Annotated in this window: 11 protein-coding genes and 1 pseudogene; 3 read left to right on the forward strand and 9 right to left on the reverse strand. The window is 70.9% G+C overall.

The features are described from left to right. Positions 1 to 215: 215 nt before the first annotated feature. A complete protein-coding gene (gene lexA / locus ACFVX4_RS25710; protein ID WP_389981223.1) occupies positions 216 to 1,010 on the forward strand; it encodes a transcriptional repressor LexA in 795 nt (264 codons plus the stop codon). Between the two features lie 82 nt (positions 1,011 to 1,092). On the opposite strand, the gene ACFVX4_RS25715 is transcribed toward lexA, so the two are convergent. Genes ACFVX4_RS25715 through ACFVX4_RS25735 form a run of 5 tightly spaced genes read right to left on the reverse strand, consistent with a single transcriptional unit; the run spans position 1,093 to position 9,198 of the window. Further along, positions 1,093 to 3,063, reverse strand: a complete 1,971-nt coding sequence (locus ACFVX4_RS25715) for an ATP-dependent DNA helicase (RefSeq protein ID WP_389981225.1) — start codon at positions 3,061 to 3,063, stop codon at positions 1,093 to 1,095. 38 nt (positions 3,064 to 3,101) lie between these two features. Beyond that, positions 3,102 to 5,015 (reverse strand): IucA/IucC family protein, encoded by a 1,914-nt coding sequence (locus ACFVX4_RS25720; protein ID WP_389981227.1) that lies wholly within the window; start codon positions 5,013 to 5,015, stop codon positions 3,102 to 3,104. Positions 5,016 to 5,075: 60 nt separating this feature from the next. Then, positions 5,076 to 5,849, reverse strand: coding sequence for a GNAT family N-acetyltransferase (locus tag ACFVX4_RS25725; RefSeq protein ID WP_389981229.1), 774 nt, complete (start codon positions 5,847 to 5,849; stop codon positions 5,076 to 5,078). A gap of 44 nt (positions 5,850 to 5,893) precedes the next feature. Further along, complete coding sequence (locus ACFVX4_RS25730; RefSeq protein WP_389981231.1) at positions 5,894 to 7,783, reverse strand: IucA/IucC family protein; 1,890 nt, start codon at positions 7,781 to 7,783, stop codon at positions 5,894 to 5,896. A gap of 29 nt (positions 7,784 to 7,812) precedes the next feature. Beyond that, positions 7,813 to 9,198, reverse strand: coding sequence for a diaminobutyrate--2-oxoglutarate transaminase family protein (locus ACFVX4_RS25735; RefSeq protein ID WP_389981233.1), 1,386 nt, complete (start codon positions 9,196 to 9,198; stop codon positions 7,813 to 7,815). A gap of 328 nt (positions 9,199 to 9,526) precedes the next feature. On the opposite strand from ACFVX4_RS25735, the gene ACFVX4_RS25740 reads away from it, so the two are divergent. Together ACFVX4_RS25740 and ACFVX4_RS25745 are read left to right on the forward strand one after the other, a co-directional pair. Further along, entirely contained in the window at positions 9,527 to 10,747 is a 1,221-nt protein-coding gene (locus tag ACFVX4_RS25740) for a trypsin-like serine peptidase (protein WP_389981235.1), read from the forward strand. 151 nt (positions 10,748 to 10,898) lie between these two features. Continuing rightward, positions 10,899 to 11,789 (forward strand): annotated as a pseudogene (locus tag ACFVX4_RS25745) (trypsin-like serine peptidase); the annotation flags it as partial. 87 nt (positions 11,790 to 11,876) lie between these two features. Here ACFVX4_RS25745 and hflX read toward each other — a convergent pair. The 4 genes from hflX to dapF all read right to left on the reverse strand — a co-directional run bounded on the left by hflX (position 11,877) and on the right by dapF (position 18,270). Continuing rightward, positions 11,877 to 13,397, reverse strand: coding sequence for a GTPase HflX (hflX, locus tag ACFVX4_RS25750; RefSeq protein WP_389981237.1), 1,521 nt, complete (start codon positions 13,395 to 13,397; stop codon positions 11,877 to 11,879). A gap of 143 nt (positions 13,398 to 13,540) precedes the next feature. Next, positions 13,541 to 14,995, reverse strand: a complete 1,455-nt coding sequence (locus ACFVX4_RS25755; RefSeq protein WP_389981239.1) for a M1 family metallopeptidase — start codon at positions 14,993 to 14,995, stop codon at positions 13,541 to 13,543. A 96-nt stretch (positions 14,996 to 15,091) separates the two neighbouring features. Beyond that, the gene (locus ACFVX4_RS25760; protein ID WP_389981241.1) at positions 15,092 to 17,257 is read right to left on the reverse strand and encodes a RelA/SpoT family protein; all 2,166 of its coding nucleotides are present in this window, start codon (positions 17,255 to 17,257) and stop codon (positions 15,092 to 15,094) included. Between the two features lie 140 nt (positions 17,258 to 17,397). After that, positions 17,398 to 18,270: a diaminopimelate epimerase gene (gene dapF / locus ACFVX4_RS25765; protein ID WP_389981243.1), complete on the reverse strand. Its 873-nt coding sequence runs from the start codon at positions 18,268 to 18,270 to the stop codon at positions 17,398 to 17,400. Positions 18,271 to 18,340 lie beyond the last annotated feature (70 nt).

Genomic DNA, 18,340 nt, shown 5'->3' on the forward strand with positions numbered 1-18,340 from the left:
CCGCGTGGCGGCGCCGCACCGGTGGCCGCTACCGTAATAGCCCGAATTGCGGGTCGGCCCGCAAGGGAGTCCTGACCCCTCGGTCATCGCACATACACCTGACAGAGAACACACGGCAGACTTTTATTCGTTTTTCACTCGAACGTGTGTTTGGCGCAACCTTTCGAAAGCTACTACCGTTGTCCAGCTAGGGAGACCATTCGAGAGGGGCCGACGTGACCACCACCGCAGACAGTGCCACCATCACTGCCCAGGACCGCTCCCAGAGCCGATTCGAGGCGGTGCATGCCATGAATGACTCAGTCACGAACATGGAGGGGCCAGAGCCCGCGCGCCCGGCGCGCTCATTGCCCGGCCGACCTCCTGGAATCCGGGCGGACAGCTCGGGGCTCACGGACCGGCAGCGGCGCGTAATCGAGGTGATCCGGGATTCCGTGCAGCGGCGTGGATACCCGCCCTCGATGCGGGAGATCGGTCAGGCGGTCGGCCTGTCCAGCACGTCCTCCGTCGCCCATCAGCTGATGGCCCTGGAGCGGAAGGGTTTCCTGCGCCGCGACCCCCACCGCCCGCGGGCGTACGAGGTCCGTGGTTCGGACCAGCCCAGTTCGCAGCCCACCGATACGACCGGCAAGCCCGCGGCGTCGTATGTTCCGCTGGTCGGCCGGATCGCGGCCGGTGGCCCGATCCTCGCCGAGGAGTCGGTCGAGGACGTCTTCCCTCTCCCCCGCCAGCTCGTCGGTGACGGCGAGCTGTTCGTGCTCAAGGTCGTCGGTGACTCGATGATCGAGGCGGCGATCTGCGACGGCGACTGGGTCACCGTGCGCCGCCAGCCCGTCGCGGAGAACGGCGACATCGTGGCAGCCATGCTGGACGGCGAGGCGACGGTCAAGCGCTTCAAGCGGGAGGACGGCCATGTGTGGCTCCTCCCGCACAACTCCGCGTACCAGCCGATCCCGGGCGACGAGGCGACGATCCTCGGCAAGGTGGTGGCAGTACTGCGGCGGGTGTGAAGCTCGCCGGTTCCGACCGGGCCCCGGGATCCACTGCGCCGATCCCGGGGCCCTGCCCATGCCGCCGGGCACCCGAATCGGACTACTTGCCGTCGGCCTTGGCCGCCGCGTCGATCGCCGCGAGCGAGCGGCGCGCCTGGTTACGGTCGGTGGTGTACCAGAAGTCGGGCAGCGAGGCCCGCAGATAGCTGCCGTACCGGGCGTTGGCCAGGCGCGGATCGAGTACCGCGACCACGCCCTTGTCGCCCGTGGCCCGGACGAGCCGGCCGGCCCCCTGGGCCATCAGCAGCGCGGCATGCGTCGCCGCGACGGCCATGAACCCGTTGCCTCCCGCCTCCTCGACCGCCTTCTGGCGCGCGCTCATCAGCGGATCGTCGGGACGCGGGAACGGGATGCGGTCCATGACCACCAACTGGCAGCTGGCCCCCGGCACATCGACGCCCTGCCAGAGCGACAGCGTGCCGAAGAGGCAGGTCTCGGGGTCGGCCGCGAAATTCTTGATCAGCTCTCCGAGCGTCTCCTCGCCCTGCAGCAGGATCGGCTTGTCCAGCCGGCCCCGCAGCTCCTCCGCGGCGGCCTGGGCCGCCCGCATGGAGGAGAACAACCCGAGGGTGCGCCCGCCCGCCGCCTCCATCAGCTCGGCGAGCTCGTCCAGCATGTCGGTGCGGGAGCTCTCCCGCCCCGGCGTGGCCAGATGCCGGGCGACATACAGAATGCCCTGCTTCGGGTAGTCGAACGGCGAGCCGACGTCGAGTCCCTTCCACTGCGGGATGTCGTCGCCCGCGGTGCCTTCGGGAGCCAGGCCGAGCGAGGCCCCCACCCCGTTGAAGTCCCCGCCGAGCTTGAGCGTGGCCGAGGTCAGGACTACGGACCGCTCGGTGAAGAGCTTCTCGCGCAGCAGCCCCGAGACGGAGAGCGGTGCGACCCGTACGGACGCGCCGAAACGGTCATGGCGCTCGTACCAGACGACGTCGTACTCCGAGCCCTGGGTGATGCGCTCGGCGACGCCGTGGATCGTCTCCACCGACGCCAGGGCCTGCTTGCGGACGGCGTCCTCGTCCTGGACGGACTTGTCCCGGGTGGCTCCCAGGGCCGAGATCACCGTGCGCGCGGCGTCGCGCAGCGCCAGCAGCGCGTAGCCGAGGTCCTCGGGGACCTCTTCCAGGCGACCGGGAAGCGCCAGCTCCATGACGCGCTCGAACCCCTCCGACGCGGTCTGCAGCGCGTCGGCGGCCTTCTCGTTGACCAGCTTCGCCGCACGGCGCACCGCGCGGTTGACCTGGCCGGGGGTGAGCTCTCCGGTTGCCACCCCGGTGACCCTGGAGACCAGCTCATGGGCCTCGTCGACGATCAGCACCTCGTGCTGCGGTAGCACCGGGGCGCCCTCGATGGCGTCGATGGCGAGGAGGGCGTGATTGGTGACGACGACATCGGCGAGCTTGGCCCGCTCACGTGCCAGCTCGGCGAAGCACTCCGCGCCGTACGCGCACTTGCTGGCGCCCAGGCATTCGCGGGACGAGACGGAGACCTGCGCCCAGGCACGGTCGGAGACCCCCGGGGTGAGGTCGTCGCGATCACCGGACTCGGTCTCGTCGGACCAGTCCCGGAGCCGGAGCAGATCCTGGCCGAGCTTGCTCGACGGGGCGGCGGCCTCGAACTGGTCGAAGAGCCCCTCCTCCTCTTCCTGCGGCACTCCTTCGTGGAGCCGGTGCAGACAGAGGTAGTTCGACCGGCCCTTGAGCATGGCGAACTGGGGGCGTCGGCGCAGCAGCGGGTGCAGGGCGTCGACCGTGCGCGGAAGGTCGCGCTCCACCAACTGGCGCTGCAGCGCCAGTGTCGCCGTGGCCACCACGACCCGCTCGCCGTGCGCCAGTGCGGGCACCAGGTAGCCGAGGGACTTGCCCGTGCCGGTACCGGCCTGGACGAGCAGATGGGAATTGTCGTCGACGGCCTCGGCAACGGCCCCGGCCATGGCGGCCTGGCCGGGTCGTTCCGTACCGCCGACGGCGGTCACGGCGGCGTGCAGGAGCTCGGGAAGGGATGGCTTCGTCATAGCCCGACCAGCGTACGGGTCGCCACTGACAACACCGGTCACTCCCGGACTCCGGCGGAGGGGTGGAGCGGGTTGGGAACGGTCCCGTGGATGGCCGCGTGCGGGCGCTGGGGGCGGTCCCGGTATCCGTCGACATGCAGGCGGTTGCGGTTCAGACAGAGGCGTTCGATGCGGGGTGTCAGCAGGTCGAACATCTCGAACCGCTCCTTGAGCTCCGGGAAGCGGGCGTGGTGGCGCAGGATCTCGGCCCGCACGAGTGACCAGAAATCGGCCTCCGGAACCCCCAGCTGTTCCTCGCACAGCGGGGACAGGAAGCGGAACACGCCGATGAACAGTCCGGAGTGGATGAACTGGGTGAGGAAGGAGGGCTCCTCGGTGAGCAGGGTGCGGCGTACGTCCTCGGGCATCGACTCGTGCTCCGGCAGCGGCCGGACGCTGATGTTCACGTCGTCGACGAAGTCCTTGATCGCCAGTCGCACCGGTACGTCCTGGTCGTCGAAGACCACGATGGCGTTCTCGCCGTGCGGGGAGAACACCGTGCCGTAGCGGTAGAGGAAGTGCAGCAGCGGCGGCAGCAGGGCGGCGAAGAGGCGGGTCAGCCAGGCGGTGGGCGTCAGCCCGGAGCGGGCGACGAGCTCGGCGGTGAAGGCGCGGCCCTGCGGATCGGTGTGGAGCAGCGAGGCAAGGGTCCGGGCCCGCTCGCCGGCCGCGAGCCGGGGCTGGAGGGGTTCGCGCCAGATCGCACCGAGGATCTCCTTGAACTGGTACGGGGCCTCGGGAAGGTGGTCGTAGAGCGGGTGCTCGACCGCCACCGAGGCCACCTCGCCGAGCAGGATGACCCCGCAGGTGTCACGCAGAAAGGCGTCCCCGTCGCGCAGGCCGTGGACCCAGGTGGTGACGGCGGGGGCCGCGAGGGTGCGTTCGGTCGGCAGTCCTCGCCAGACCAGTGTGTTGAGGATCGACAGGGGCAGTTTGACGGTGTGCCGGTCGGGGCGGGCCACGTTGCTGAAGGTGCGGATGGACTGCTGAGCCAGCCTGAGGTCCGCGTCGGCGTGCAGCGGAACGATGTCACCGGCGGCGATGGCGGGGGCGAAGACCGGCACGATCCATTCGTCCCACTGCCAGGGGTGTACGGGAAGGAAGAGGTAGCTGTCGGCATCGAGGCCGCGGGTACGGAGCACGGCGGCGAAGGAATCACGGACCGACGGGTCGAGTTCCTGTGCGTACAGCTGCTCCGGTCCGGCCAGGCCGGCCACTCCGCGGTAGGCGGCGATCCTCGTGGAGACCGCGATCCACGGCAGCGTGAGGGGCGTGCGGGCCTCGGGGGTGTAGCGCGAGGCGTCGGTGGCGGAGAAGCCGAGGCGGCCCTTGTTGGCGACGAGCCAGGGGTGGCCGGTCTGGTGCCCTTCCAGCTCGGCGTAGTCGAGGTCGGCCAGTCGGGCCGCGGTGAGGGCGGTGTGGTCGAGCCGGGCGTCGGCGGTGAGGGTGGTGGTGATCTCACGGATGAGGTGGCCGAGGGTGGCGCCGTCGATGTCGAGGAGCCGGCGGGCGCGCACGAGGAACTGGAGCGGATCGCGGAAGGGGACGGGGTCGGTGCCCCGGTCGCCGGGCGGCTCGGTGGCGGGGCCCCGGTCGCCGTCGGGCCCCGCGCCGGCCGGCGTCCCGGGGGGGTTCCCGGGCGTCTCCAGGATCGAGTCCGGGGCGATGTGCCAGCTTCCGTACACGCCCCGCCGGGCCCTGAAGCCGAGGGTTCCGCCGTCGTCGAGGCCGAGGGTGTACGTATCGCCGCCTGCCTGCGCGGCCGGCTCGATGACTTTCTCGTAGGCGAATTGACCGAGCATCTTCGCGAGCAGTCGGGCGGCGGCTCCGTCCCAGACCGTCCGGTTCAGTTCTGGCGTGCTGAGCAGCTCGGCGGACTGCGCCGAATCATGGCTCGCGGGATATTTCGGCACGGGGACTCCTCGGGATGGAACCGATGGGTTTCGAGCGGTGCGAGTTGTGCAGCGGTTCGTTCACAGCTGGGCACGATGAGTTCGGTCGCGGACCATCAGGGCGGCTCGTTTGTCGGGGAGTTCGAGTTCCGCGGAGAAGCGGAAGCCGGCACTCAGAAAGGCGGAGACGGACGGGGTGTTACGCAGATCGGGTTCCGCGACCACCCGCGCGCACCGGGGGCGATTGTCGAGTACGAGATCGGCGACGGCCCGGAGCAGAGTGGTTCCGACGCCGTGCCCGCGGTTGTTCACACCACCGATGAGCAGGTGGATGCCGGTGTCGTGCGGACGGGCCGGGTAGTGGCGTGCCAGCGGGTCGAGATCCGCGCGGTAGATCTCCCAGTAGCTCATGGGAGTGCCCGCCAGCACGCCGAGGCAGGGGACGCTGCGTCCGTCACCGTCGAGTTGAGTACGCAGATGGGCGGCTGTGACGGCTTCGGGTCCGGCGAGTTCCCAGAAGGCCGCGACGGCGGGGTCGTTCATCCAGCGGCTCAGTACGGCGAGATCACGTTCCAGCCGCACCGGGACGAGTTGGAGGACTCCGGCCGGGGTGGTGACCGGTCCCCAGTCGGCCGGATGGTCGAGCAGGTCGGAGGAGGCCGCCCTGCTCGCCGTCGGCTGCGTACCCGCTGCCCGGCCCGCGTCGCCCGTGATGCCCGTGGTGCCCGGGGGGTCTTCCCCGAACAGGGCGAGGAGTTCCCCGGAGAGCTCCAGGTCCAGGGTGTCCTCGGCACCTGTGTCGGCCGGTGGGGCAGGACCGGTAACGGCGTCGGTGTGCGCATCGGCGGGAGCCACGGTGTCGCTCTCCTCTCGGCGGTTCAGGCGGTGGTGATGTTCCCTCAGGCGTACAGCGGGTTGGCAATGGTGACGTAGACGGACTGGGTGTCGACGGGGCCGACGAGTTCGTCCAGGCCGTGCATCCGGGTCAGCAGGTTGGCCTTGCACCGCAGCTCGGGCTTTTCCAGCAGATGCGCGGGGAGCGGGGAGCCCAGGGCGGCGGCCGAGCCGAGGAATCGGCGGAAGGCCGCGATGAGTACGCGTTCGCCGGCGAGACGCTGGGCGCCGAACGCCCCGATCAGGCCGAACACATGGTTGATGCCGAGGTAGTAGGCGAAGCGTTCGTCGGTGACCGCGTCGGAGACGAAGGTGTCGCTGGCCGATCCGATGCCGGGGAGCCTGTGCTCCAGCGCCGCGCGGTGGGACTCGCGGAAGTAGTAGCCCTGGTTGTCGCGGTATCGGCCGCCGACCGGCCATCCCTCGGGGTCGAGCAGCACCAGGGTGTTCTGCTGGTGTGCTTCGAGGGCCACGCCTGCGTGGCCGTCGAGCCAGAGCACCGGGCCCACGACGCGGTGCAGGTAGCGCAGGAACCACTCGGCCGCGACCGCGCGCACGGTTCGTCCGGTGACGGCGGCCAGGGAGTGGACGATCTCGGCGAGGCGCGAGTGCATGCCCGTCCTGCCCGGCCATGGGCGCGGGGCGGTCAGGGCCGCGATGCAGACCGCGTCGTCGTGCGGCCCGAACGGGTTGTGGCGAAGCATCACGTCGAGGCCCTGGACGGGTTCGCCGTCCGGGCCGTCCACGGCGAGCCAGGCGGGGTCGCGGACGATGTCGAAGCCCGGATGGGCGGCGTGCCACTGTGTGGCGAGCCCGCTGCGGAGCAGCCGGTGGACCTCCACTCCGCGGTGCAGTTCCTTGCGGAGGTTCTCCCGGCGGGAGTTGGTGATGCGTACGCCGAGGGAGAGCTTGAGCATGACCTCGGCACCGGGCCGGTGCACGGTACGGACGGAGGAGGTGGGGTGCCAGCGCCTGCCGTGCGGTCCCAGGTCGTGGAGGAGCCCGGCGTCGAGCAGGGCGGCCACCTCGGGGCGGTGGGCGAGTTCGCGGGCCTGCCAGGGGTGGAGCGGAATCGGTGCGGTGTTGTCGGGGAGGCGCAGCCCCTCGGCATGGCGGGCGACCAGCTCCGTGGCCGGCACGGGACGGCCTCCGTCGGTCCAGGCGGAGTCGGTGGCCAGTACGGACCGGTCGACGGCCATCCAGTTCAGAGGGAAGGAGCCGTGCGACTCGGGCGAGTAGAGGCGGGATTCGGCGTCGGAGAGCCCTTCTCGGCTCTTGGGGGTGGGGTGGAGCGGGTGCCCGAGCAGAAGCGACTGCTCCGCGGTGAGGAAGAGGTCCGCCTCGGCCGGCGCGTGGGGAGTGCGGCGCCGCTCGGCGATGAAGCCGGCGGTTCGCCGTACCGAGTCGGCCACCCGGGCCACCATGTCGGCCCCCGGGTCGCGGTCGGTCTCGCGGCCCAGGAGAGCGGCGATCGTGACGGCGTCGGCGGGGGGTGCTCCTTCGGGTGCCCCCTCCAGGGCGGGCGGGCCGAAACGGTGCCAGCCGGTGGCCGACCAGTGGAGGACGGGGACGAGCAGGGCCGTTCCGCTGGCGGGAAGGGGGATGCGGAGTGTGTGCCCGTCCGGCTCGGGCAGGTCGGTTTCCCGGACCCAGCAGCGCAGCAGATTCTCCGCGCCCGCCGTGTCGGCGGCCCGCAGCGGGTCCGGGTGGTCGAGCGGGTCGGCCGGTGCCCCGGTGGTGAGCGCGGACTTCGGGGTGCACCACTCGTCGGGCGGTGCCGTCATCTGGCGCGGCACGGTGGACTGCTCGGCGACGAGGTGGCCGGTGAACCCGGCCTGTCCTAGCTGCTGGGTGGGGGGAGAGCCGTCGGCCTGGGGCGCGGGGGTGGGGTTCACGGCGGTCTTTCTCGTGAGGGTGTCCGGGGTCAGCGGATCGACCCGGTCGTGATCCGGCGGTGCGGCAGCCGCTCGGCGGCTGCCAGGGCGTCGGCGAGGCGGTCCACGACCGCTGTTGCCTGTTCGTCGGTGAGTGTGAGGGGAGGGAGGAGGCGTACGACGGTGGAGTGGCGTCCGCCGAGTTCGACGATGAGCCCGCGGCGCAGGCACTCCTGCTGGACGGCTGCGGCGAGGGCGGGGGCGGGGGCGGGCGGCGGCTCGGGGCTGTCGCCGGGCGGGGCGGCTTCCGGGTCGACCAGCTCGACCCCGATCATCAGGCCGCGTCCGCGTACGTCGCCGATGGTGGGGTGGTCGGTGGCCAGCGCCTGGAGGCGGGCGAGCATGCGGGCGCCGAGGGTCGCGGCGCGCTCGGCGAGGTGGTTCTCCCGCACGAAGGCGAGGGTGGCCGTGCCCGCCGCCATCGCAAGCTGGTTGCCCCGGAAGGTGCCGGCGTGGGCGCCCGGCTGCCAGGTGTCGAGTTCGGAGCGGTAGACGATCACGGCGAGCGGGAGGGAACCGCCGATCGCCTTGGAGAGCACCATCACATCGGGCACGATCCCGCTATGCTCGACCGCCCAGAAGGCACCGGTGCGACCGACGCCCGTCTGGACCTCGTCGGCGATCAGGGGGACGGAGCGGGCCTCGGTGATCTCGCGCATCCGGCGCATCCAGCCGTCGGGGGCGGGGTTCACACCGCCCTCCCCCTGCACCGGTTCGAGGATCATCCCGGCCGGCGCGGGTGTGCCACCCTTGGGATCGTCCAGGAGGTTCTCGGTCCACCGGGCGGCGATCTCCGCGCCGCGCTCACCGCCGACGCCGAAGGGGCAGCGGTAGTTCCGCGGGAAGGGCAGCCTGGTCACCCGTACGTCCTCGGCGCCGCCCGAGGCGGCGAGGGCTCCTGCCGTCATCCCGTGGTAGGCGCCGGTGAAGGCGAGGAGGCCGCTGCGGCCGGTCGCGCCGCGGACCAGCTTGAACGCCGCCTCGACCGCGTCCGTGCCCGCCGGTCCGCAGAACTGGATCCGGGCGTTGTCGGCGAACTGCCGCGGCAGGGTGGCGAACAGCTCCGTGGTGAAGGCGTCCTTGACCGGGGTGGCGAGGTCGAGCACATGCAGCGGGGCACCCGAGTCGAGGACCTTCTTGATCGCCTCCAGGACGACGGGGTGGTTGTGTCCGAGCGCCAGGGTGCCGGCTCCGGAGAGGCAGTCGAGATACCGCCGTCCGTCCGCGCCCTCGATGGTCAGCCCACGGGCCCGGACCGGCACGATCGGCAGTGAACGCGCGTAGGTACGGGCGGCGGATTCGCGCAGGGACTGGCGGCGCAGGATCCCCTCGTGCACCGTCGGTGCTGCCACCGGGGCTGGTTCGGTCACGGCCACGGCTGTTGGTCCTCCCGCTGTAACGGTTGCGTTGCACATCAGTACGTCGACGCACGGATGGAGTACGGGGATGAACGCTTTCCCCGGGTCCCACGCACGTACCAACGACGCCGGGTGCGACGGATCACGGGTAAATCGGAAGATCCTTGCGGAGGCGGAACCACGGCCCTGCCGCTCACCGTCCCCATCGGCACCGGCATAGTGGGGGCCGCACAGGATCCAGGACAGTTGTCCGAAAGTCCACAGGGTGTTCGGAGCAGGTGGCTCGGAGCAGTACCGCAGTGCAGTACAGAAGTGTTGAGTTACGAAGTCCCAGGGGGATCACCACATGCGACTCATTCGACCGGTTCTCGCCGCACGTCAGGGGAGGGCACGCCGCCGGCCCTCGTCGGTGCTCGCGGTGGCCGCGGTCACCGCGGTCCTCGCGCTCGGCGCCACCGCCTGCGGGCCCGAGGAGGACAACGCGAGTGACAAGCCGAGCGTTCCCGCCGGCCAGTCCTCGGACGGCAAGATCACGATTCCTGACGATCTGAAGGACCGGCTCAAGGCACACGGGATCGACCTCGACCAGTGGAAGAACGGCGAGTGGAAGAACTGGGACAAGGACAAGTGGCTGCGCGAGGCCAAGGACTTCGTCAACCCGATCATCGAGGACCTCTGGGACCCGGACCGGATGCGGGATGCCGACAAGTCGCCCGAGAAGCCGGTCGACAACGACATCTCGGGTGACGTGGGCGTGACGGACCCGACGCCCGCGCCGGTCCAGGCCGCGGGCGTCCGGACGCCGTACCACGCCAACGCCGCAGAGTCCGGGAAGCTGCTCTTCGACAGCCCCGAGGGCTCCATGGTCTGTTCCGCGACCGTGGTGAAGGACCCGGCGCACCCCGGGAAGTCCAACCTGGTGTGGACCGCCGGGCACTGTGTGCACGCGGGCAAGAAGGGCGGCTGGTACCGCAACATCGCCTTCGTGCCCTCGTACAACAACCAGGGCCTTTCCCTGGCCGCGCTGAAGAAGGCGACCAAGCAGGAGATCGCCCCCTACGGCGTGTGGTGGGGCACTTGGGCGCAGACGTCCGACCAGTGGATCTCGCAGGGTTCCTCGATGGGCGGACTGGGCGCACCCTACGACTTCGCGGTGCTGCACGTGACGCCGGAGAAGGGCTCGACGGGCAAGTCCCTGGAGGAGACGGTCGGTTCCGCGCTGCCCGTCGAGTTCAACGCCCCGGCCGTGCCGAAGATCGACAGCATGACGGCGACCGGCTTCCCGGCCGCTCCGCCGTACGACGGCCAGAAGGCGTTCCAGTGCGCGGACAAGCCGGGCCGGCTCTCGCTGACCGCACAGGACCCGACGATGTACCGCATCGGCTGCACCATGACCGGCGGCGCCTCGGGCGGTGGCTGGGTCGCGGCGGGACAGGACGGCAAGCCCGCGCTGGTCTCGAACACCTCCATCGGGCCGGTGACCGCGGGCTGGCTGGCCGGGCCGCGGTTCGGCAAGGAGGCCAAGGGCGTCTACGAGTCGGTCAGCAAGAAGTACGCGGGACAGTGACGACGGACCGTCACCCGGCCCGGTCCCGGTGGCGGTGACGGTGACGGCACATCAGGGGCCCCTGGCGCGGCAGTTGCGCGCCGGGGGCCCTTTCCGTCGTGCCGCGCCGCCGGCCCGCCGCGTCCCGTGCGGGCCGTGCCGCCGTGGCGGGGGGCTGTGGAAGCCCGACCGGATGGAGTCGGCCAAGGACCCGGCGAAGACCATGGCGGCCGGCGACGTCTCCGGCGACCGGGGCGTCACCGACCCGGAGCCCGCTCCGGTGCGGGCCGAGCGTGAGAAGACTCCGTACCACAGCTACGCGGCCCCGGTCGGCAAGGTGTTCTTCGACTCCCCCGAGGGCTCGATGGTCTGCTCGGGCACGATCGTCAAGGATCCGGGGAACCCGGGCCGGTCCAACCTGGTGTGGACCGCGGGCCACTGCGTGCACGCCGGCTCGAAGGGCGGCTGGTACCGCAACATCGTCTTCGTGCCCGCGTACAACGACAAGGGCAAGTCCGCCGCGGCCCTGGAGAACGCGCAGCCCCAGGAGATCGCCCCGTACGGCGCGTACTGGGCGGACTGGGCGACGACGTCCGGGGAGTGGCTCGCCGACGGCGGCCCCACCGGGGGCGAGGGCGCTCCCTATGACTACGCGGTGCTGCACGTGAAGCCGGAGAAGGGCACCAAGTCCCTGGAGGAGACCGTGGGCAACGCCCTGTCGGTCGACTTCGACGCTCCCGAGATCTCACGGATCGATGCCATGGGCGCCTGGGGATACCCCGCCGCTCCCCCGTACGACGGCTTGATCATGCACAAGTGCGTCGATCGCCCCGGGCGACTGTCCATCAGCCCGAGCACTCCGGCGATGTACCGCATCGGCTGCACCATGACCGGTGGGTCGTCCGGCGGTGGATGGTTCACGAAGGGCAGCGACGGCAAGTCCGTGCTGGTCTCCAACACCTCCATCGGACCGGTGACTTCGGGCTGGCTCGCCGGTCCCCACCTGGGTCCGGGCGCGAAGGACGTCTTCACCACCATGAGCGAGAAGTTCGCCGGCCACTGACGGCCACCGGCACCCGATGACGACCCGAAGGCCCGCCCCTGGTCGGGGCGGGCCTTCGGGTCGTTGCCGGGCCGTATCGCGTCGCGGTCAGTGCGCCACGGGGACGAACGAGGAGAGCTCGGCCGCCAACTCCTCGTGCACCCGCGCCTTGAGCAGGGTGCCCTCCGACGTGTGCTCCTCGGAGATCACCTCACCCTCGGCATGCACCCGGGAGACGAGTCCACCCTGGATGTACGGCACGAGCGCCTCGATCTCGACCGCCGGCCGCGGCAGCTCGGTGTCGATGAGCGCGAGCAGCTCCTCGATACCGGCGCCGGTGCGCGCCGAGACGGCGATCGCGTGCTTCTCGATGCGCAGCAGTCGCTGGAGCACCAGCGGATCGGCCGCGTCCGCCTTGTTGATCACCACGATCTCGGGCACGTTCACCGCACCCACTTCGCGGATCACCTCGCGCACCGCGGCGAGCTGCTCCTCCGGCACCGGGTGGGAGCCGTCCACCACGTGCAGGATCAGGTCGGATTCGCCGACCTCCTCCATCGTGGAACGGAACGCCTCGACGAGGTGGTGCGGCAGATGCCGTACGAACCCGACGGTGTCGGCCAGCGTGTAGAGCCGACCGCTCGGCGTCTCGGCCCGGCGCACGGTCGGGTCCAGGGTGGCGAACAGCGCGTTCTCCACCAGGACGCCCGCACCGGTGAGCCGGTTGAGCAGCGAGGACTTGCCCGCGTTGGTGTAGCCGGCGATGGCGACCGACGGCACCTTGTTGCGCTTGCGCTCCTGGCGCTTGATCTCGCGGCCCGTCTTCATCTCCGCGATTTCCCGGCGCATCTTCGCCATCTTCTCGCGGATCCGGCGCCGGTCCGTCTCGATCTTGGTCTCACCGGGACCACGGGTGGCCATGCCGCCACCGCCGCTGGAACCGCCGCCGCCCATCTGACGGGAGAGCGACTGACCCCAGCCACGCAGCCGCGGCAGCATGTACTGCATCTGTGCCAGCGAGACCTGTGCCTTGCCCTCTCGGGACTTGGCGTGCTGGGCGAAGATGTCGAGGATCAAGGCGGTCCGGTCGACCACCTTGACCTTGACGACGTCTTCCAGGTGGATCAGCTGGCCGGGGCTGAGCTCACCGTCGCAGACGACGGTGTCGGCCCCTGATTCGAGGACGATGTCGCGCAGCTCCAGCGCCTTGCCCGAACCGATGTAGGTGGCCGGGTCCGGCTTGTCGCGGCGCTGGAAGACCGCGTCGAGCACCTGGGCGCCCGCCGTCTCCGCCAGCGCGGCCAGCTCCGCGAGGGAATTCTCCGCGTCACGCACGGTCCCCGACGTCCAGACGCCGACCAGCACCACGCGCTCCAGGCGCAGCTGTCGGTACTCGACCTCGGTGACATCTTCGAGCTCGGTGGAGAGTCCGGCCACACGCCTCAGGGCGGCGCGCTCGGAGCGGTCGAGCTGTTCGCCGTCCCGCTCTCCGTCGATCTCGTGGCTCCAGGCGACGTCCTCTTCCATCAGGGCGTCGGCCCGAAGGCTCTCGGTGAGGCTTTCGGTGACATTCTCCGTAGCGCTCTGCGCATCCTGCGCGTCCTGGGGAAGGGAAGAAGAGGAGGTCATTGGATCCTTACGTCGTTGGAAGTCCGTTACATCAGTCACAACGCGTGACCCCTTCCGATGATTCCCGCTGTCGGGAATCTCCGGTCCGGCCGCCGCGGCGACTCGTCGATAGTGGCATGGTCCGCCGCACCAGTCACCCGGGTTTACCGCTGTCCGGCGGGCGCGGTGCTGTGCCAGTCCGGGTGCCCCGGCATCGGCGGGGTCTTCTCCCCGTACAGCCAGCCGTCGAGGAACGAGGTCAGGTCGCGGCCCGCGGTCCGGGACGCCAGCCGGACGAAGTCCTCGGTGGTGGCGTTGGAGTCCCGGTGCTTCCGCACCCAGCTCCGCTCCAGCCGGTCGAACGCGCTCGCGCCGATCTCCTGGCGCAGCGCGTAGAGGATCAGTGCGCTGCCGTCGTACACCACGGGCCGGAACAGGCTGACCTTCTGCCCGGGTGCCGGGGCGTCGGGGTGGGCCGGGGGGCCGCCCGCGGCGCGCCAGCCGTCGGACCTGGTGTAGGCCTCGCGCATCCGGCGTTCCAGGGACTTGCCGGCGTGCTCCTCGGCGTAGCGGGCCTCGTACCAGGTGGCGTGTCCCTCGTTGAGCCACAGATCGGACCAGTTCTGCGGGGAGACGCTGTCACCGAACCACTGGTGGGCGAGCTCGTGCACCATGATCGAGTCGAGGTACCACTCGGGGTAGCCGGTCCCGGTGAACAGGGACCGTTCGAAGAGCGAGAGCGTCTGGGTCTCCAGCTCGAAGCCGGTGTCGATGGCGGCGACGAGCAGTCCGTACGTCTCGAAGGGGTAGCGGCCGACCTGCTGTTCCATCCACTCCAGCTGGGCGGGGGTCTTGCTCAGCCAGGGTTCGAGGCGCTTGCGGTCGGCACCGGGCACCACGTCGCGTACCGGCAGTCCGTGCGGGCCGGTCCGGCGCAGGACGGCGGAGCGCCCGATCGAGACCTGGGCCAGTTCGGTGGCCATGGGGTGTTCGGTCCGGTAGGTCCAGGTGGTGTCGGCGCCGTGCCGGGCCGTGCCGGTGGGCAGTCCGTTGGCCACCACGGTCAGGTCCTTGGGCGCGGAGACCCGGAAGGTGAAGTACGCCTTGTCGGAGGGGTGGTCGTTGCTCGGGAAGACCCGGTGCCCGGCATCGGCCTGATTGGCCATCGCCAGACCGTCGGCGGTGCGCACCCAGCCGCCGCTGTCCCGGTCTCCGCCGGGGTCGCTGGTGTGGTGGACGGTGATGTGCAGCGGTACCCCGGCAGGGAGCCGGCCCAGTGGCTGGATGACCAGGTCCTCGTCCTTGACCGCGAAGTCGGCGCGCAGACCGTTGACTTCGACCGTGCGGACGGTGCCCCGGGTGAAGTCGAGGTTGATCCGGTCGAGCGGTTCGGTGGTCCGCGCGTCGATCCTGGTGACGGCGTCCAGCGGCTTGCTGTTGTCGCCGTGGTAGGTCAGTCCGATGTCGTAGGCGCGGACGTCGTACCCGGGGTTGCCGAGATGAGGGAAGAGCGGATCGCCGATGCCGAGGGGCACGGCTGAGGGGAGGGTGGCTGCGACGAGAGTGGCCGATGCGGTGGCCAGCAGAGCGGCCCGCAGACGGCGGGAGATGAACGGCATGAACTACCGCTACCAGCGACTTCCCGCTGGACAGGTGCGGCGCGCGCCGCACCACCCGAATGAGAGCGCTGTGGCGGATGGCTCCGACCGGAGGAGTCAGACGGTGGCCACGGGGTGCTGGGCGCGGCTCACGTCGTACACCCCGGGCACGTCACGCATGGCGCGCATCAGGGCCGGCAGTCCGGCCGCGTCGGGGAGCTGAAGGGTGTAGGTGTGCCGGACCCGCTGTTCGCTGGGCGGTTCGACGGTGGCGGAGATGATCGCCGCGTCCGCCGTCGCAATCGCCTCGGTGAGATCGGCGAGCAGCCGGGGACGCCCGAAGGACTCGGCGACCAGCGTGAACCGGCAGTCGGTGGCTTCCTCCCAGCTCACCCCGACCGGCGCCCGGCCGACGGACCGCATCCGGGCGACGGCGGGACACTCCAGCCGGTGCACGGTGACGGCGCCGCCGCGCACGACGAATCCGGTGACGGCGTCGGGTGGTACGGGGGTGCAGCAGCCCGCGAGCCGTACGGTGGCGTCCGGCCGGTCCACCACGGCGGTCGCGGCGAGCCCGGCGCCGGAGGGTTCCGGTGGCTGCGGTCCGGGCCTGGAGTGGCCCTGCGACGGCTGCTCGGGCCCGGTTTCCGCGGGCCGGCCGCCGTGCGGGCTCCGAGTGTCCTCCGGGTGGGCGTCCAGCCAGCCGGTGATGGCGATGCGGGCGGCGGGGGTCCTGGCGTGGTCGAGCCAGTCGGGCGAGGGGCCGGAGGCGGCGTCCTCGGCGAGCAGCAGCTGCACGGTGTCGCCGTCGCTGAGCACGGTGCCGAGGGTGGCCAGCCGGCCGTTGACCCGGGCGCCGATGCAGTTATGCGCTTCGTTCCCGTACTGCGCGTAGGCGGCGTCGACGCAGCTGGCTCCGGCGGGCAGCCCGAGCGTGCCGCCGTCGGTCCGGAAGACCGTGATCTCCCGGTCCTGGGCCAGGTCGGCGCGGAGCGTGGTCCAGAAGGTGTCGGGGTCCGGGGCGGACTGCTGCCAGGCGAGGAGCCGGGAGAGCCAGCCGGGCCGGGTGGGGTCGGCGCGCTCTCCGTCCGCGGGTTCGGCGGCCTGGGGTCCGGCGCCGCCGTCCGCGGCGTACGGATTGCCGAGGGCGATGACTCCGGCCTCGGCGACCTTGTGCATCCGGTGGGTACGGATGAGGACTTCGGCGACCGCCCCGTCCTCTCCCACGACGGCGGTGTGCAGTGACTGGTACAGGTTGAACTTGGGGGCGGCGATGAAGTCCTTGAACTCGGAGATCACCGGGGTGAAGCAGGTATGCAGTTCGCCGAGCACGGCGTAGCAGTCGGCGTCCTCGCCGACGAGCACCAGCAGCCGGCCGAAGTCGGTGCCGCGCAGTTCGCCGCGTTTGACGCCGACCCGGTGCACGGAGACGAAGTGGCGCGGCCTGATGAGGACTTCGGCGGGGATACCGGCCTCCCGTAGCACCGTCGTGACGTTCTCGGCGATGGCCGCGAGCGGGTCCTGAGGGGCGGCGCCGGAGCCGTCCGACCGCGCCGACGCGGCAGCGATGAGCGCGCGGGTCCGCTCGTACTCCTCGGGGTGGAGGATCGCGAAGACGAGGTCCTCCAGCTCGGTCTTGAGGGCCTGCACGCCGAGCCGTTCGGCGAGCGGGATCAGCACGTCGCGGGTGACCTTGGCGATCCTGGCCTGTTTCTCGGGCCGCATCACGCCGAGGGTGCGCATGTTGTGCAGCCGGTCGGCGAGCTTGATCGACATGACCCGGACGTCGTCCCCGGTGGCGACCAGCATCTTGCGGAAGGTCTCCGGCTCGGCGGCTGCTCCGTAGTCGACCTTTTCGAGCTTGGTGACGCCGTCGACGAGATAGCAGACCTCTTTGCCGAACTGGTCCCGTACCTGATCGAGGGTCACATCGGTGTCCTCGACGGTGTCGTGGAGCAGCGAGGCGGTGAGCGTCGTCGTCTCGGCGCCGAGCTGGGCGAGGATCAGCGTGACCGCGAGCGGGTGCGTGATGTACGGCTCGCCGCTCTTGCGCATCTGGCCGCGGTGCGAGGACTCCGCGAGCACATAGGCCCGGTGCAGGATCGAGAGGTCGGCATCCGGATGGTGGGCCCGGTGGGCCTCGGCGACATGGCCGATGGCGTCGGGCAGCCGGTCGCGGGGGACGGGACCGAGCAGCGCGACACGGCCGAGCCTGCGCAGATCGATCCGGGGGCGGCCCCGTCGGCGGATGGGGGCACCTGGGCTGGTGGCCTCTGCACTCATGGGGCACCTCCGGCGACGTCGACCGGCGGTGGGGAGGTGCGGTCGCGCCTCCGGGCCGGTGCTTGATGCTACCGAGCCCACCACGTGGCGGAGTCCGGCTCTCGCCCAGCGTGAAAGGGATCACCCATTCGAGCGAAGCTCTAAGACCTTTCCGTTTCGAGCCAGGCGGAGTCGATCAGGCCCTCGGCGACGATCACGGCCGGTCCGGTCATCTCGATCTCGCCGTCCGGCCGCTCGGTGATCACAAGGGTGCCGCCGGGCAGATCGACCGTGTACGTGACGGGGGTGCCGGTCTCAGCGGGGTCCGCGCCGTCCCTGCGGGCCGCGGCGACGGCCACGGCGCAGGCGCCCGTGCCGCAGGAGCGGGTCTCGCCGGAGCCGCGCTCATGGACCCGCATGGCGACATGCCGCGGTCCGCGGTTCACGACGAATTCGATGTTGACGCCGTCGGGGTAGACGGCTGCGGGGCTGTAGGGCGGCACGGAGAGCAGGTCGCCGGCGTGCGTCAGGTCGTCGACGAAGGCGACCGCGTGGGGATTGCCCATGTTCACGTTGCGGGCGTCCCAGCTGCGACCGCCGAGGCTGACCGTGACGCCGTCCTCGGGAAGGAGCGCGCGCCCCATGGAGACCGTGATGGCGCCGTCCTTGGCGATGTGGACCTTCTTCACGCCGCCCCGGGTCGCGACGGCGAGGTCGCCCTCCTCGACGTGTCCGGCGCGCTGCAGGAACCCGGCGAAGACCCGCACTCCGTTGCCGCACATCTCGGCGATCGAACCGTCCGCGTTGCGGTAGTCCATGAACCACTCGGCCTCGCCCGCCATGGCCCGCGCCTCGGGGTGCGCGGCGGAGCGTACGGCGTGCAGCAGCCCGTCACCGCCGATACCGGCCCGGCGGTCGCAGAGCCGGGCGACGACGGACGCGGGCAGGTCGATGGCGTTGTCCGGGTCGGGAACGATCACGAAGTCGTTCTCGGTGCCGTGACCCTTGAGGAAGGCGATCTGCGAGGTGCTCACAGGGCAACTGTACGAAACAGCGCCGACAACCGACCGCCCCGGGCCGCCCCACCGGCTTCCGCGCGAGGGC

Source organism: Streptomyces sp. NPDC058240 (assembly GCF_042882135.1).
Lineage (GTDB): Bacteria > Actinomycetota > Actinomycetes > Streptomycetales > Streptomycetaceae > Streptomyces.